Origin of the sequence: Pseudomonas sp. R-28-1W-6 (assembly GCF_009799925.1) — a bacterium.
Classification (GTDB): Bacteria; Pseudomonadota; Gammaproteobacteria; order Pseudomonadales; family Pseudomonadaceae; genus Aquipseudomonas.
Genome location: NZ_WELK01000016.1, coordinates 26,616 through 39,133 on the forward strand (window position 1 = coordinate 26,616; position 12,518 = coordinate 39,133).

At 67.2% G+C, this 12,518-nt stretch carries 15 protein-coding genes; 9 read left to right on the top strand and 6 right to left on the bottom strand.

All coding sequences use genetic code 11. The annotated features are described in order from the left end of the window. Window positions 1-157: 157 nt before the first annotated feature. Window positions 158-1,237 (bottom strand): S-methyl-5-thioribose-1-phosphate isomerase, encoded by a 1,080-nt coding sequence (gene mtnA / locus F3I62_RS19240; protein ID WP_160491258.1) that lies wholly within the window; start codon window positions 1,235-1,237, stop codon window positions 158-160. Window positions 1,238-1,343: 106 nt separating this feature from the next. Between mtnA and F3I62_RS19245 the strand changes: the two genes are divergently transcribed. From F3I62_RS19245 to F3I62_RS19265, 5 genes are all read left to right on the top strand, one after another. Further along, on the top strand, window positions 1,344-2,678 hold the full coding sequence (locus F3I62_RS19245) for a TRZ/ATZ family hydrolase (RefSeq protein ID WP_160491259.1): 1,335 nt from the start codon (window positions 1,344-1,346) through the stop codon (window positions 2,676-2,678). Between the two features lie 11 nt (window positions 2,679-2,689). Further along, window positions 2,690-3,388, top strand: coding sequence for a bifunctional 2-polyprenyl-6-hydroxyphenol methylase/3-demethylubiquinol 3-O-methyltransferase UbiG (ubiG, locus tag F3I62_RS19250; RefSeq protein WP_160491260.1), 699 nt, complete (start codon window positions 2,690-2,692; stop codon window positions 3,386-3,388). A 5-nt stretch (window positions 3,389-3,393) separates the two neighbouring features. Continuing rightward, window positions 3,394-4,065 (top strand): N-acetylmuramic acid 6-phosphate phosphatase MupP, encoded by a 672-nt coding sequence (gene mupP / locus F3I62_RS19255; RefSeq protein WP_160491261.1) that lies wholly within the window; start codon window positions 3,394-3,396, stop codon window positions 4,063-4,065. A 48-nt stretch (window positions 4,066-4,113) separates the two neighbouring features. Beyond that, window positions 4,114-4,854 (top strand): YciK family oxidoreductase, encoded by a 741-nt coding sequence (locus tag F3I62_RS19260; protein WP_160491262.1) that lies wholly within the window; start codon window positions 4,114-4,116, stop codon window positions 4,852-4,854. Between the two features lie 207 nt (window positions 4,855-5,061). Further along, window positions 5,062-5,988, top strand: coding sequence for a GGDEF domain-containing protein (locus F3I62_RS19265; protein ID WP_160491263.1), 927 nt, complete (start codon window positions 5,062-5,064; stop codon window positions 5,986-5,988). Between the two features lie 52 nt (window positions 5,989-6,040). On the opposite strand, the gene rluB is transcribed toward F3I62_RS19265, so the two are convergent. The 3 genes from rluB to F3I62_RS19280 all read right to left on the bottom strand — a co-directional run bounded on the left by rluB (window position 6,041) and on the right by F3I62_RS19280 (window position 8,867). After that, on the bottom strand, window positions 6,041-7,222 hold the full coding sequence (gene rluB / locus F3I62_RS19270) for a 23S rRNA pseudouridine(2605) synthase RluB (RefSeq protein WP_160491264.1): 1,182 nt from the start codon (window positions 7,220-7,222) through the stop codon (window positions 6,041-6,043). A gap of 170 nt (window positions 7,223-7,392) precedes the next feature. Then, on the bottom strand, window positions 7,393-8,169 hold the full coding sequence (gene scpB, locus F3I62_RS19275) for an SMC-Scp complex subunit ScpB (RefSeq protein ID WP_160491265.1): 777 nt from the start codon (window positions 8,167-8,169) through the stop codon (window positions 7,393-7,395). After that, a complete protein-coding gene (locus F3I62_RS19280; RefSeq protein WP_160491295.1) occupies window positions 8,169-8,867 on the bottom strand; it encodes a ScpA family protein in 699 nt (232 codons plus the stop codon). The genes scpB and F3I62_RS19280 overlap by 1 nt, the downstream gene beginning before the upstream one ends. Before the next feature lie 320 nt (window positions 8,868-9,187). Between F3I62_RS19280 and F3I62_RS19285 the strand changes: the two genes are divergently transcribed. Then, complete coding sequence (locus F3I62_RS19285) at window positions 9,188-9,544, top strand: PA2779 family protein (RefSeq protein ID WP_160491266.1); 357 nt, start codon at window positions 9,188-9,190, stop codon at window positions 9,542-9,544. Window positions 9,545-9,592: 48 nt separating this feature from the next. Here F3I62_RS19285 and F3I62_RS19290 read toward each other — a convergent pair whose 3' ends face one another. Continuing rightward, window positions 9,593-10,222, bottom strand: coding sequence for an L-threonylcarbamoyladenylate synthase (locus F3I62_RS19290; protein ID WP_160491267.1), 630 nt, complete (start codon window positions 10,220-10,222; stop codon window positions 9,593-9,595). Between the two features lie 13 nt (window positions 10,223-10,235). Next, window positions 10,236-11,105 carry a PHP domain-containing protein gene (locus F3I62_RS19295; protein ID WP_160491268.1) on the bottom strand — a complete coding sequence of 290 codons (870 nt, stop codon included), beginning with the start codon at window positions 11,103-11,105 and terminating at the stop codon, window positions 10,236-10,238. A gap of 65 nt (window positions 11,106-11,170) precedes the next feature. Between F3I62_RS19295 and F3I62_RS19300 the strand changes: the two genes are divergently transcribed. The 3 genes from F3I62_RS19300 to F3I62_RS19310 are packed head-to-tail and all read left to right on the top strand — an operon-like array spanning window position 11,171 to window position 12,516. Then, window positions 11,171-11,761 (top strand): septation protein A, encoded by a 591-nt coding sequence (locus tag F3I62_RS19300; protein WP_160491269.1) that lies wholly within the window; start codon window positions 11,171-11,173, stop codon window positions 11,759-11,761. Between the two features lies 1 nt (window position 11,762). Further along, window positions 11,763-12,062, top strand: coding sequence for a YciI family protein (locus tag F3I62_RS19305; RefSeq protein ID WP_160491270.1), 300 nt, complete (start codon window positions 11,763-11,765; stop codon window positions 12,060-12,062). A 52-nt stretch (window positions 12,063-12,114) separates the two neighbouring features. Continuing rightward, entirely contained in the window at window positions 12,115-12,516 is a 402-nt protein-coding gene (locus F3I62_RS19310; RefSeq protein WP_160491271.1) for a hypothetical protein, read from the top strand. Window positions 12,517-12,518 lie beyond the last annotated feature (2 nt).

Below are 12,518 nucleotides of genomic sequence, written 5' to 3' on the forward strand. Positions count from 1 at the left end.
TTGCCCAGCAGCGACTCACGACAAATCAACGAGTTAAGCCAACAATTCGCGCTAATGAACGACCTTGTGCAGGGCGTCCGGAAAACTGCCGGAGGTTACCACAATCGCCGCTGCAGACCTACCCCACCGGGCAGGCCGGCCAGCGGCTCGGCACGACTCAGTGCAGGCGCTTGCGGCACATCAGTTGCGCCATTTTCGCCGCGTCCGGCCGCTCGACTATGCCTTTCTCGGTGACGATCACATCGATCAGGTCGGCCGGGGTGACATCGAACACCGGGTTGTAGGCCTCCACGTCGGCGGCAATCCGCTGCCCCCCGACATCCAGCAGCTCGCGGCCGTCGCGCTCCTCGATGGGAATGTCGTCGCCGTCTTCCAGCCCCATGTCGATGGTCGAACTGGGCGCCACCACCATGAAGCGCACGCCGTGGTGCATGGCGCAGACGGCCAGCTGGTAGGTGCCGATCTTGTTGGCCACATCGCCATTGGCGGTGATGCGGTCGGCGCCGACTATGACCCAGGTGATGCCGCGATCCTTCATCAGGTGCGCCGCCGCCGAATCCACGTTCAGGGTGACCGGTACGCCCTCGCCCGCCAGCTCCCAGGCGGTCAGGCGCGAACCCTGCAGCCAGGGCCGGGTCTCGTCGGCATACACCCGCTCGATCAGGCCATCCAGGTACGCCGCGCGAATCACCCCCAGCGCGGTGCCGAAGCCGCCGGTGGCCAGGGCCCCGGTGTTGCAGTGGGTGAGGATGTTCTGCGGGCTGCCCTGGTGCTTGCGGATGTACTCCATGCCGTACTGGGCCATGGTCAGGTTGGCCTCGCGGTCGCTGTCATGGATGCCGATGGCCTCGGCCTCCAGCGCCGCCAGGGGCACCTCGCCCGGCTTCAGCCGCTGCAGGCGCTCGCGCATGCGCTCCAGGGCCCAGAACAGGTTGACCGCAGTCGGCCGCGACTCGGCCAGCACGGTGAAGTCGTCTTCCAGCGCCACCTGCCAGTAGGCATCGCCCTCGGCCAGGCGTTCGCGGGCGCCCAGCACCAGGCCGTAGGCCGCCGCGATGCCGATGGCCGGCGCGCCGCGCACCACCATCTGGCGAATGGCCTCGGCCACCCCGGCCGCCGTGTCGTAAGCCAGCCAGACTTCCTCGCGCGGCAGCAGGCGCTGATCGAGCAAATGCAGCCTGCCATCTCGCCACTCAATGGCCTTTACCTTCTCCGCCGCCAGCAATTGCTCGCGCATGGCCCACCCCACTTGCCGAAACGAAAAGCCGCGGATTATAGCGAGCGGCCGCCGCTATGGCTCAGTTATACTGCCGCCACTTTTTATTTACCTCGGATATCTCGCCATGCCCGACCAGCGCGCACCGCTCGACCTGCTGCTCCTGCCCACCTGGCTGGTGCCGGTCGAGCCTGCCGGGGTGGTGCTGCGCGAATACGGGCTGGGCATTCGCGACGGCCGCATCGCCCTGATCGCACCGCGCGCCGAGGCGCTCAAGCACCCGGCCAGGGAAGTGCGCGAGCTGCCGGACCAGCTGCTCAGCCCCGGCCTGATCAACGCCCACGGCCATGCGGCGATGACCCTGTTCCGCGGCCTGGCCGACGACCTGCCGCTGATGAGCTGGCTGCAGGACCATATCTGGCCGGCCGAAGCCAAGTGGGTCGACGAGGAGTTCGTCCGCGACGGCACCGAACTGGCCATCGCCGAGCAGCTCAAGGGCGGCATCAGCTGCTTCTCCGACATGTACTTCTTCCCGGAAGTGGCCAGCGAACTGGTGCACAAGAGCGGCATCCGCGCGCAGATGACCATTCCCGTGCTGGACTTCCCCACCCCCGGCGCCCGCGACGCCGACGAAGCCCTGCGCAAGGGCCTCAAGCTGTTCGACGAACTCAAGCTGCACCCGCGGATCAAGATCGCCTTCGGCCCGCACGCGCCCTACTCGGTCAGCGACGACAAGCTGGAAAACGTGCGCATGCTGGCCGAGGAACTGGACGCCGGGATCCACATGCACGTGCACGAGACCGCCTTCGAGGTGCAGCAGAGCCTGGAGCTGCACGGCATGCGCCCGCTGCAGCGGCTGGCGAGCCTCGGCCTGCTCGGCCCGCGCTTCCAGGCCGTGCACATGACCCAGATCAGCGACGAGGACATCGCCCTGCTGGTAGAAAGCAACAGCAGCGTGATCCATTGCCCGGAGTCCAACCTCAAGCTGGCCAGCGGCTTCTGCCCGGTGGAGAAGCTCTGGCAGGCCGGCGTCAACGTGGCCATCGGCACCGACGGCGCGGCCAGCAACAACGACCTGGACCTGCTCGGCGAAACCCGCACCGCCGCCCTGCTGGCCAAGGCCGTGGCCGGCAGCGCCACCGCCCTGAACGCCCACAGCGCCCTGCGCATGGCCACCCTCAACGGCGCCCGTGCCCTCGGCCTGGACGAGCAGACCGGCTCCCTGGAGCTGGGCAAGCAGGCCGATCTGGTCGCCTTCGACCTCGCCGGTCTGGCCCAGCAGCCGGTCTACGACCCGGTCTCCCAGCTGATCTACGCCGGCGGCCGCAGCTGCGTGCGCCACCTGTGGGTCGGCGGCAAACAACTGCTCGACCAGGGTCGCCTGACGCGCCTGGACGAAGAGCGCATCATCGCCAATGCCCGCGCCTGGGGCGCGCGCATTGCCGACCAGCATTCGATTTGAAGGAAAGCCCCATGAGCAACGTCGACCACGCCGAAATCGCCAAATTCGAAGCCCTCGCCCACCGCTGGTGGGACCGCGAGAGCGAGTTCAAGCCGCTGCACGACATCAACCCGCTGCGGGTCAACTGGATCGACGAACGCGTCGGCCTGGCCGGCAAGAAGGTGCTCGACGTCGGCTGCGGCGGCGGCATCCTTAGCGAAGCCATGGCCCAGCGCGGCGCCACGGTGACCGGCATCGACATGGGCGAGGCGCCTCTGGCCGTGGCCCAGCTGCACCAGCTGGAATCCGGGGTCAGCGTCGAGTACCGGCAGATCACCGCCGAAGCCCTGGCCGAGGAACTGCCCGAGCAGTTCGACGTGGTCACCTGCCTGGAGATGCTCGAACACGTACCGGACCCGTCCTCGGTGATCCGCGCCTGCTTCCGCATGGTCAAGCCCGGCGGCCAGGTGTTCTTCTCCACCATCAACCGCAACCCCAAGGCCTACCTGTTCGCCATCGTCGGCGCCGAATACCTGATGCGCCTGCTGCCGCGCGGCACCCACGACTTCAAGAAATTCATCCGCCCGTCCGAGCTGGGCGCCTGGAGCCGCACCGCCGGCCTGACCGTCAAGGACATCATCGGCCTGACCTACAACCCGCTGACCAAGCACTACAAGCTGGCCGCGGACGTGGACGTCAACTACATGATCCAGACCCTGCGCGAGGAGTGAGGCGCATGCGTTTGCGAGCCGTACTCTTCGACATGGACGGGACGCTGCTGGACACCGCCCCGGACTTCATCGCCGTGTGCCAGGCCATGCGCCTGGAGCGCGGCCTGGCGGCCATCGACGACAAGCTGATCCGCGACCAAGTGTCCGGCGGCGCGCGTGCCATGGTCGCCGCTACCTTCGCCATGGACAGCGCGGCCGACGGCTTCGAGGCCCTGCGCCTGGAGTTCCTCGAGCGCTACCAGCAGCACTGCGCCGTGTTCAGCCAGCCGTTCGAGGGCATGGCCGAGCTGCTCGCCGACATCGAGCAGGCCAGGCTGATCTGGGGCGTGGCGACCAACAAGCCGGCGCGCTTCGCCGAGCCGATCATGCAGCAGCTGGGCCTGGCCGAACGCTCGGCCGTGCTGGTCTGCCCGGACCACGTCAGCCGCAGCAAGCCCGACCCGGAAATGCTCCTGCTGGCCTGCCAGAAGATCGGCGTACAACCCGGCGAAGTGCTGTTCGTCGGCGACGACGAGCGCGACATAGAAGCCGGCCGCGCTGCCGGCTGCAAGACCGCCGCGGTCACCTACGGCTACATCCACCCGGACGACAATCCCAGCCACTGGGGCGCCGACGTGGTAGTGGAGCATCCCCTGGAACTGCGCGGCGTGCTCGACCGCGCCCTGTGCAGTTGCTGAACGCCCACATCACGGGCCTCAGCCACACCCATTGAGAGAGACATCCGCATGTTTGACTACCAAGCCCGCCCCGACCTGCTGCAAGGCCGGGTGATCCTGGTTACCGGCGCCGGCCGCGGCATCGGCGCCGCCGCCGCCAAGGCCTTCGCCGCCCACGGCGCCACCGTGCTGCTGCTGGGCAAGACCGAAGCCAACCTGACCGCGGTGTACGACGAGATCGAAGCCGCCGGCCACCCGCAACCGGCGGTGATCCCGTTCAACCTGGAAACCGCGCTGCCGCATCAGTACGACGAACTGGCCGCCATGCTGGAAAGCGAATTCGGCAAGATCGACGGCCTGCTGCACAACGCCGCCATCATCGGCCCGCGCACGCCGCTGGAGCAGCTGTCCGGCGACAACTTCATGCGCGTCATGCAGATCAACGTCAACGCCATGTTCATGCTCACCAGCACCCTGCTGCCGCTGCTCAAGCTGTCGGATGACGCCTCGGTGGTGTTCACCTCCAGCAGCGTCGGGCGCAAGGGCCGCGCCTACTGGGGCGCCTATGGCGTCTCCAAGTTCGCCACCGAAGGCCTGATGCAGACCCTGGCCGACGAAGTCGATGGCATCAGCAACGTGCGCGCCAACAGCGTCAACCCCGGCGCCACCCGCACCAGCATGCGCGCCCTGGCCTACCCGGGCGAGAACCCGGCGAACAACCCGGAGCCGCAAGCCATCATGCCGGTCTACCTGTACCTGATGGGCCCGGACAGCAAGGGCGTCAACGGCCAGGCCTTCGACGCCCAGTAAGCACGCGCCACGGCCGCCGGTTTTCCGGCGGCCGCTTTCCGTGAACGGCATCACATTGCCACCATCCCCGCCAAACTACCGGCAAGCCCTTGCCGCAAGGCCTCGCAAAAACAACCTAAACCAATGAAATAAAAGACTTTTATTACATTGGCATGGAATTCGCTCTATCTCCCTCAGCAAAGCGCCCAGCGCCAGAGGTTGAGTTCCATGGTCCCGCATAATCAGTCCAACACCATCGATTTCGATGCCGCCAAGCTGCAGCGCCTCGGCTATGCCAGCCGCAACCAGCAGCCGCTGAAGCCGGTCAGCCTGGCCCAGCTGCGCCAGCAACTGGGCCTGCAGCTGCAGACCTCGCTGGAGGTCGATCGCATCCTCAAGCTGTTCTTCCGCGAAGTGCAGCGCCTGGTGCCCCTGCATGCGCTGAGCTACCAGCTGGCCGCCTGCGACCTGCGCCTGGAACTGGGCGAGCGAGCCAGCCACTCGGCCGGCTACCGCCTGAGCCACGAGGGCGAATACCTCGGCGAGCTGGTGTTCCGCCGCAACCAGCGCTTCAGCGAAGACGAACTGGGTCAGCTGGAATCGCTGCTGGCCAGCCTGCTGTTCCCGCTGCGCAACGCCCTGCTCTACCGCGCCGCCCTGCAGACCGCCCTGCGCGATCCGCTGACCGACACCGGCAACCGCATCGCCATGAACCAGTCCCTGCAACGCGAGATCGACCTGGCCCGACGCAGCCTGCAGCCGCTGTCGGCACTGATGCTGGATATCGATCACTTCAAGCGGATCAACGACCAATACGGCCACATCACCGGCGACGAAGTGCTCAAGGCCGTGGCCGGCGCCCTGAAACACAGCCTGCGCAACATCGACATGGTGTTCCGCTACGGCGGCGAGGAGTTCATGGTGCTGCTGTCCAACACCAGCCGCGAGTCCGCCGCCATGGTTGGCGAGCGCCTGCGCATGGCGGTGCTGGGCCTGCAATACCTGGTCGACGGCCACGCCATCGATCTGACCGTGAGCATCGGCTGCGCCACCCTGCTGCCCGGCGAGTCGGGCGACAGCCTGCAACGCCGCGCCGACAATGCGCTGTATGTGTCCAAGCGCGAGGGGCGCAACCGCCTGTCCATGGCCGGCTGACGCTGCACAACAAAAAGGGGCTCCGCGGAGCCCCTTTTTTATTTGCCTGGATTCAGCGCTTGCGGCCGAAACCCGGACGTTGCCCATCGCCACTCGGACGCGGCTTGCGCGCCGGACGTTCGCCGGACTCATTGGCCGGGCGCGGCGTGCGCTTCTTGTTCACGTCGGCCGGACGCTCGGCCACTGCCGAACCACGCCCAGCCTGACGCTCGCCGCTGTCCTTGCGCGGGCCACGCGGCGCACGCTGCTCGCCATCCTTGCGCGGCGCACGCGGGGCGCGCTCGGCATCGCCACGCGGGGCACGCGCCGGACGGGGTGCCTCGCCGCCAGCCAGGTCGAGCGCCGGACGCAGGGTGCGCTTGGGCCGCTCACCCTTGCCCAGCGGACGCGCCGACTTGCGCTGCAGGCGATCGAGCTTGTCGCGCATCTTCTCCTTCATGGCCGGCATGGCCACCGAGGCCAGGCCGACCTCCTCGCTGAGGATGTCCACTTCGCGCTGGCTCAGCTCGCGCCAGCGACCCATGGGCAGGTCGGAGGTCATGAACACCGGGCCGAAGCGCACGCGCTTCAGGCGGCTGACCACCAGCCCCTGGGATTCCCACAGGCGGCGCACCTCGCGGTTGCGGCCTTCCATCACCACGCAGTGGTACCAGTGGTTGAAGCCATCGCCGCGCGGCGCTTCCTGGATGTCGGTGAACTTGGCCGGGCCGTCTTCCAGCATCACGCCGGCCTTCAGCTGCTCGATCATCTCGTCGGTGACTTCGCCACGCACCCGCACCGCGTACTCGCGGTCCATCTCGTAGGAAGGATGCATCAGGCGGTTGGCCAGCTCACCGTCGGTGGTGAACAGCAGCAGGCCGGTGGTGTTGATGTCGAGGCGGCCGATATTGATCCAGCGGCCTTCTTTCGGCCGCGGCAGGCGGTCGAACACGGTGGGACGGCCTTCCGGGTCGTCGCGGGTGCAGATCTCGCCATCGGGCTTGTTGTAGATCAGCACGCGGCGCACGCTTTCGGCCATCTCTTCGCGCTTGAGCAGGTGGCCGTCGACGCTGATGGCGTCATGCAGGTCGACCCGCGCGCCGAGGGTGGCGATCACCCCGTTGACCTTGACCCGGCCCTGGCTGATCCACTGCTCGATATCGCGGCGCGAGCCTTGCCCCATGCGGGCCAGGACTTTCTGCAGCTTCTCGCCGCTGGGACGACTGACTTCACTATCGGTTTCGAATTCACTCATGCTCGGCACCTCCCGGTGTAATTAATGCTGAGAGCGCCGCCAAGCCCGGGGAGCTGGCGACAAAAGGTCGCGCATCATACGCGGATCAGCGCCGCGGCGCACGGCAGACTATAGACCGCCTAGCGGGATTTGCGCCGCTTTGAAGAGCTCGATGCGCGCGCTGCGACCTTTCAATGCTGCCGGTCCGGCCCGTCCAGATCGCCCATGGCCTCGGCCTCGTCTTCGGGCTCCGGCAGGTCGTCGAAGTCGGTCTTCAGCCCCTGTTCCATGGAGTCCAGCTCGGCCAGCAGACTGCGGAAGCTGGTTTCGTCGCGCGGCTCGCCCGCCTCCTCACCCGCGGCGGCGTCGGCGCGCGCCTGCAGCTCGGCCGGCACCGGCAGCTCGTCGTCCAGCTCCAGCACCGGCTCGGGCTCCAGCTCGCGCAGGGCGGCCAGGGTCGGCAGTTCGTCGAGGTTCTTCAGGTTGAAATGATCGAGGAACAGCCGGGTGGTGGCGAACATCGCCGGCTTGCCCGGCACGTCGCGGTAACCGACCACGCGGATCCACTCGCGCTCCATCAGGGTCTTGACTATCTGGCTGTTGACCGCCACGCCGCGGATATCCTCGATCTCGCCGCGGGTGATCGGCTGGCGGTAGGCGATCAGCGCCAGGGTTTCCAGCATGGCCCGCGAGTAGCGCTGCGGGCGCTCCTCCCACAGCCGGCCGACCCAGGGGGCGAACTGCTCGCGCACCTGCAGGCGGTAGCCGGAGGCCACCTCCTTGAGTTCGAACGCGCGGCCCTTGCACGACTTGGCCAGCAGGCTCAGGGCATTGCGGATGGTGGCCAGTTCGGGGCGCTCGGCCTCATCGAACAGTTCGCTGATACGCTCCAGCGACTGCGGCTTGCCGGAGGCCAGGAGGAAGGCTTCCAGCAGGGAGGCCAGCTCTTTCGGATCGTTGAGGTTCATCATTCGGCTCGGGCACGCACATGGATCGGCGCAAAGGCTTCATTTTGCACCAGCTCCACCAGGGATTCCTTGATCAATTCCAGCACCGCCATAAAGGTGACGACGACACCCAGGCGCCCTTCGCCAGCGCTGAACAGTTCGACGAACGGCACGAAGGCGCCGCCCTTGAGGCGCTCCAGCACCTCGCTCATGCGCTCGCGGGTGGACAGCACCTCACGGGTCACCTGGTGGCTCTCGAACATGTCGGCGCGGCGCAGTACTTCGGCCATGGACAGCAGCAGCTCTTCCAGGCTGACCTCCGGCAGCAGCTTGCGCGCGCGGGCCTCGGGGGCGTCCAGGCGCGGCACGCTGAGGTCGCGGCCGACCCGCGGCAGGCTGTCCAGGTCTTCCGCGGCGGCCTTGTAGCGCTCGTATTCCTGCAGGCGGCGGATCAGCTCGGCGCGCGGGTCGTCCTCTTCCGCCTCGGCCTCGGCCGAACGCGGCAGGAGCATGCGCGACTTGATCTCGGCGAGCATGGCGGCCATCACCAGGTATTCGGCGGCCAGCTCCAGGCGCACCGACTTCATCAGCTCGACATAGCCCATGTACTGCTTGGTGATTTCCGCCACCGGGATGTCGAGGATGTCGATGTTCTGCTTGCGGATCAGGTACAGCAGCAGGTCGAGCGGGCCTTCGAAGGCCTCGAGGAACACCTCCAGGGCATCCGGCGGGATGTACAGGTCCAGCGGCAGCTCGGTGACGGCCTGGCCGTAGACCAGGGCGAACGGCAGCTCCTGCTGGGCTCCGGACTGGCTGGCGGGATCGGCGGGCGGGGTCGTCTGCATGGCACTCTCTTGATCGCTGAAAAACCGGCGGCGCGCACGCCAGCCACGGCTGGCGGAACCGGCGGCTCGGCCGGCGGGTCCAAACAGAACGAGTGAGCGCCGCGGCATTCTACCCGACTGGAGAAACTGCCAGGGCCGCTCTCTCGACCCGCCTTGAACGGTTCGCCAGGCGAACCTCAACCAGGGAGCACGCCATGAAGACCCTTTCCCTCCCCTTCGCTTTCGCCCTGCTGCTCGCCTGCCTGGCCGCCCTCGTGGCCTTGCCGCTGGAAGCTGGAATGATCACCACGCAAGACGCGGTGGCCGAACAATCCATACAGACCGACCGCGCCAAGGTTCAGGCGTTTCTCGATCGCGCCACCGTGCAGGACAAATTGCAGGCCATGGACGTGCCGGCCGCCCTGGCCAAAACCCGGGTGGATGCCCTGACCGCCGAGGAAGTGGCCAGCCTGGCCCAGCGCATCGACGCGCTGCCAGCCGGCGGCGCGCTGAGCGGCATGGATGTGGTGATCATTCTATTGGTCGCCATCCTGGTCGCGATAGCCCTGTGAACCGGCGCCATCGCGCGTGGACGGCCCGAGGCCAGGCACCAGCGCGCCTCAGGCTTCGCTGGCGAAGGGCGTCGGATCGCCGCAGCCGACACGCAGCACCTGCGGCTCGCCGTCGGCCAGGTTGACCACGGTGGACGCCTCCAGGCCGCCGTAACCGCCGTCGATGATCAGGTCGACATGGTGTTCGAGGATCTGGCGCATCTCGTAGGGATCGCTCATCGGCAACCCCTCGCCGGGCAGGATCAGGCTGACGCTCATCAGCGGCTCGCCCAGCTGCTCGGCCAGCGCCTGGGCGATCGGGTGCCCGGGCACGCGCAGGCCGATGGTGCGGCGCTTGGGATGCAGGAGCATGCGCGGCACTTCGCGGGTAGCGTTGAGGATGAAGGTATAGGGCCCCGGGGTATGCGCCTTGAGCACGCGGAAGGCGGCGGTATCGACCTTGGCGAACAGGCCGATCTGCGACAGGTCGCTGCACACCAGGGTGAAGTTGTGCTTGTCGTCCAGCTGGCGCAGGCGGCGGATGCGCTCGACCGCGCCCTTGTCGCCGATCAGGCAGCCGATGGCATAGGAGGAATCGGTGGGGTAGACGATCACCCCGCCCGCCCGGACGATCTCCACCGCCTGCTTGATCAGGCGCGCCTGCGGGTTTTCCGGGTGGACCTGGAAGAACTGACTCATGACCTCTCCCTGTTCAGGGGGCAGTAGAAGTTGGGCGGTGGACATCACTGAAACGCTCCCACAAGGGTGGCAGGTCTTCGGGCAACGGACGGTACATGCCCAGCTCCGACCAGTCGCCCGGTGCATGGAAATCGCTGCCGACACTGGCCAGCATGCCGAATTCTCGCGCCAGAATGGCCAGGCCGCCAACCTGCTCAGCCGGCTGCAGGCCATTGACCACTTCCAGCGCGTGGCCACCGGCGGCGATGAAGTCGGCCACCAGGCGGCGCCGCTTGCTACGGGTGAAATCGTACTGCCAGGGGTGCGCCAGGCTGATCCAGGCGCGCGCCTCGCGCAGGGTGCCGACCGTCTGCTCCAGGGTCGGCCAATGCTGTTTCACATCGCCCAGCTTGCCCGACCCCAGCCACTTGCGGAACGCCTCGGCATGGTCGCGCACATGCCCGGCGCGGACCAGGAACTCGGCGAAATGCGGCCGCGCCGGTGCATTGCCGCTGTCGCCCAGGGCCTGCTGCACCGCGCGGGCCCCCTCCAGCGCACCGGGCATGCCCTTGGCGGCCAGGCGCCGGGCAATTTCCTCGGCACGCAGCCAGCGGCCCTGATGCAGTTCGCCAATGGCCTGCTGCAAAGCCGGGGCATCGGCGGCGAAGGCGTAGCCCAATACATGAATAGTAGCGCCCCCCCAGGTACAGGACAGTTCGATGCCGTTGATCAGCTGCAGGCCCAGCTCGGTGGCGGCCCGGCGCGCCTCGGCGAGGCCTTCCAGGGTGTCGTGGTCGGTCAGCGCCAGCATCTGCACGCCCCGCTCATGGGCCCGCGCGACCACCACAGCGGGCGCGAGAACGCCGTCCGAGGCGGTGCTGTGGCAGTGCAGATCAACTTTCATGGGGCCGCTTTCGCTGGGAATGATGTTTGTTATTATGCCGGCACATCCCGCTTCTGGCTGCCGCCGTGAAACAATTCATCGATTTCATCCCGCTTATCCTGTTCTTCATCGTCTACAAGCTCGACCCACGCACCATCGACCTGGCCGGCCACAGCGTCGAGCTGGGCGGCATCTTCAGCGCCACCGCGGTGCTGATCGCCAGTTCGGTGCTGGTCTACGGCACCCTGCTGCTGGTGCAGCGCAAGCTGGAGAAAGGCCAGTGGCTGACCCTGGTCGCCTGCCTGCTGTTCGGCGGCATGACCCTGGCCTTCCACAGCGAAACCTTTCTCAAGTGGAAGGCGCCGGTGGTCAACTGGCTGTTCGCCGCCGGTTTCGCCGCCAGCCACTTCATCGGCAACAAGCTGCTGATCCAGCGCATGCTGGGCCACGCGGTGAACCTGCCGCAGCCGATCTGGACGCGCCTGAACCTGGCCTGGATCGCCTTCTTCCTCTTCAGCGGCTGCGCCAACCTGTTCGTCGCCTTCACCTTCCACGACATCTGGGTCGACTTCAAAGTGTTCGGCAGCCTGGGCATGACCGTGCTGTTCCTGGTCGGCCAGGGCGTCTACCTGGCGCGCCACATGCACGACGACGCCCCCCAGCAAAGCAAGGACTGACATGCTCTACGCCATTATCGCCAGCGATGTAGCCAACTCCCTCGAACAGCGCCTGGCCGCCCGCCCGGCGCACCTGGCCCGCCTGGAACAGCTGAAGAGCGAAGGCCGCCTGGTCCTGGCCGGCCCACACCCGGCGGTGGACAGCAACGACCCGGGCCCGGCCGGCTTCAGCGGCAGCCTAATCGTCGCCGAGTTCGAATCCCTGAGCGCCGCGCAGAACTGGGCCGACGCCGACCCTTACCGGGCCGCCGGCGTGTATGCCAGCGTGCTGGTCAAACCGTTCAAGCTGGTACTGCCCTGATTCGCCCCCTGCCACAAAAACCATAAGAACAAACGGGAAACTGGAGTTCCACATGCGCACAGGTCCGCTGTCATTGCTGCTCATCGCCCTGGCCTTTGCTCCCTGGCTGGCCGCCGAAGAACTGGTGCTGCCGGCGACAACGGCGCCCGGCACGCTGGCCGCGCCGGCACCCAGCCCCGCGCCGAGCGCAATGCCGCCGGCAACCGTCGACAGCACCGACGAGGACAGCGCCGAGGCCGAGGCCGAACGTGAAAGCGCCCTGCTCGGCCGCCTGCGCCAGGAAAATCAGCGGCTCAAGCTGAAGCTCAAGGAAAGCCTGGCCCGGCAGCCGGAAAAGCTGCTCAGCGAACAGCAGATGTGGTTCGCCGTCGGCGCCGGCACCGCCCTGCTGGCCTTTGTCGTCGGGCGCCTGAGTGGCGGGCGACGGAACAAACGCCAGAGCCAGTGGGTCTGAGC

Bases quoted from the DNA above. Each gene is read 5' to 3' on its own strand.
- mtnA (WP_160491258.1), bottom strand. From the start codon at position 1,237: ATGCGCGAGCAATTGCTGGCGGCGGAGAAGGTAAAGGCCATTGAGTGG.
- F3I62_RS19305 (WP_160491270.1), top strand. From the start codon at position 11,763: ATGCTCTACGCCATTATCGCCAGCGATGTAGCCAACTCCCTCGAACAG.
- F3I62_RS19295 (WP_160491268.1), bottom strand. From the start codon at position 11,105: ATGAAAGTTGATCTGCACTGCCACAGCACCGCCTCGGACGGCGTTCTC.
- rluB (WP_160491264.1), bottom strand. From the start codon at position 7,222: ATGAGTGAATTCGAAACCGATAGTGAAGTCAGTCGTCCCAGCGGCGAG.
- F3I62_RS19260 (WP_160491262.1), top strand. From the start codon at position 4,114: ATGTTTGACTACCAAGCCCGCCCCGACCTGCTGCAAGGCCGGGTGATC.
- F3I62_RS19265 (WP_160491263.1), top strand. From the start codon at position 5,062: ATGGTCCCGCATAATCAGTCCAACACCATCGATTTCGATGCCGCCAAG.
- F3I62_RS19245 (WP_160491259.1), top strand. From the start codon at position 1,344: ATGCCCGACCAGCGCGCACCGCTCGACCTGCTGCTCCTGCCCACCTGG.
- F3I62_RS19290 (WP_160491267.1), bottom strand. From the start codon at position 10,222: ATGAGTCAGTTCTTCCAGGTCCACCCGGAAAACCCGCAGGCGCGCCTG.
- ubiG (WP_160491260.1), top strand. From the start codon at position 2,690: ATGAGCAACGTCGACCACGCCGAAATCGCCAAATTCGAAGCCCTCGCC.
- F3I62_RS19310 (WP_160491271.1), top strand. From the start codon at position 12,115: ATGCGCACAGGTCCGCTGTCATTGCTGCTCATCGCCCTGGCCTTTGCT.
- F3I62_RS19285 (WP_160491266.1), top strand. From the start codon at position 9,188: ATGAAGACCCTTTCCCTCCCCTTCGCTTTCGCCCTGCTGCTCGCCTGC.
- mupP (WP_160491261.1), top strand. From the start codon at position 3,394: ATGCGTTTGCGAGCCGTACTCTTCGACATGGACGGGACGCTGCTGGAC.
- scpB (WP_160491265.1), bottom strand. From the start codon at position 8,169: ATGAACCTCAACGATCCGAAAGAGCTGGCCTCCCTGCTGGAAGCCTTC.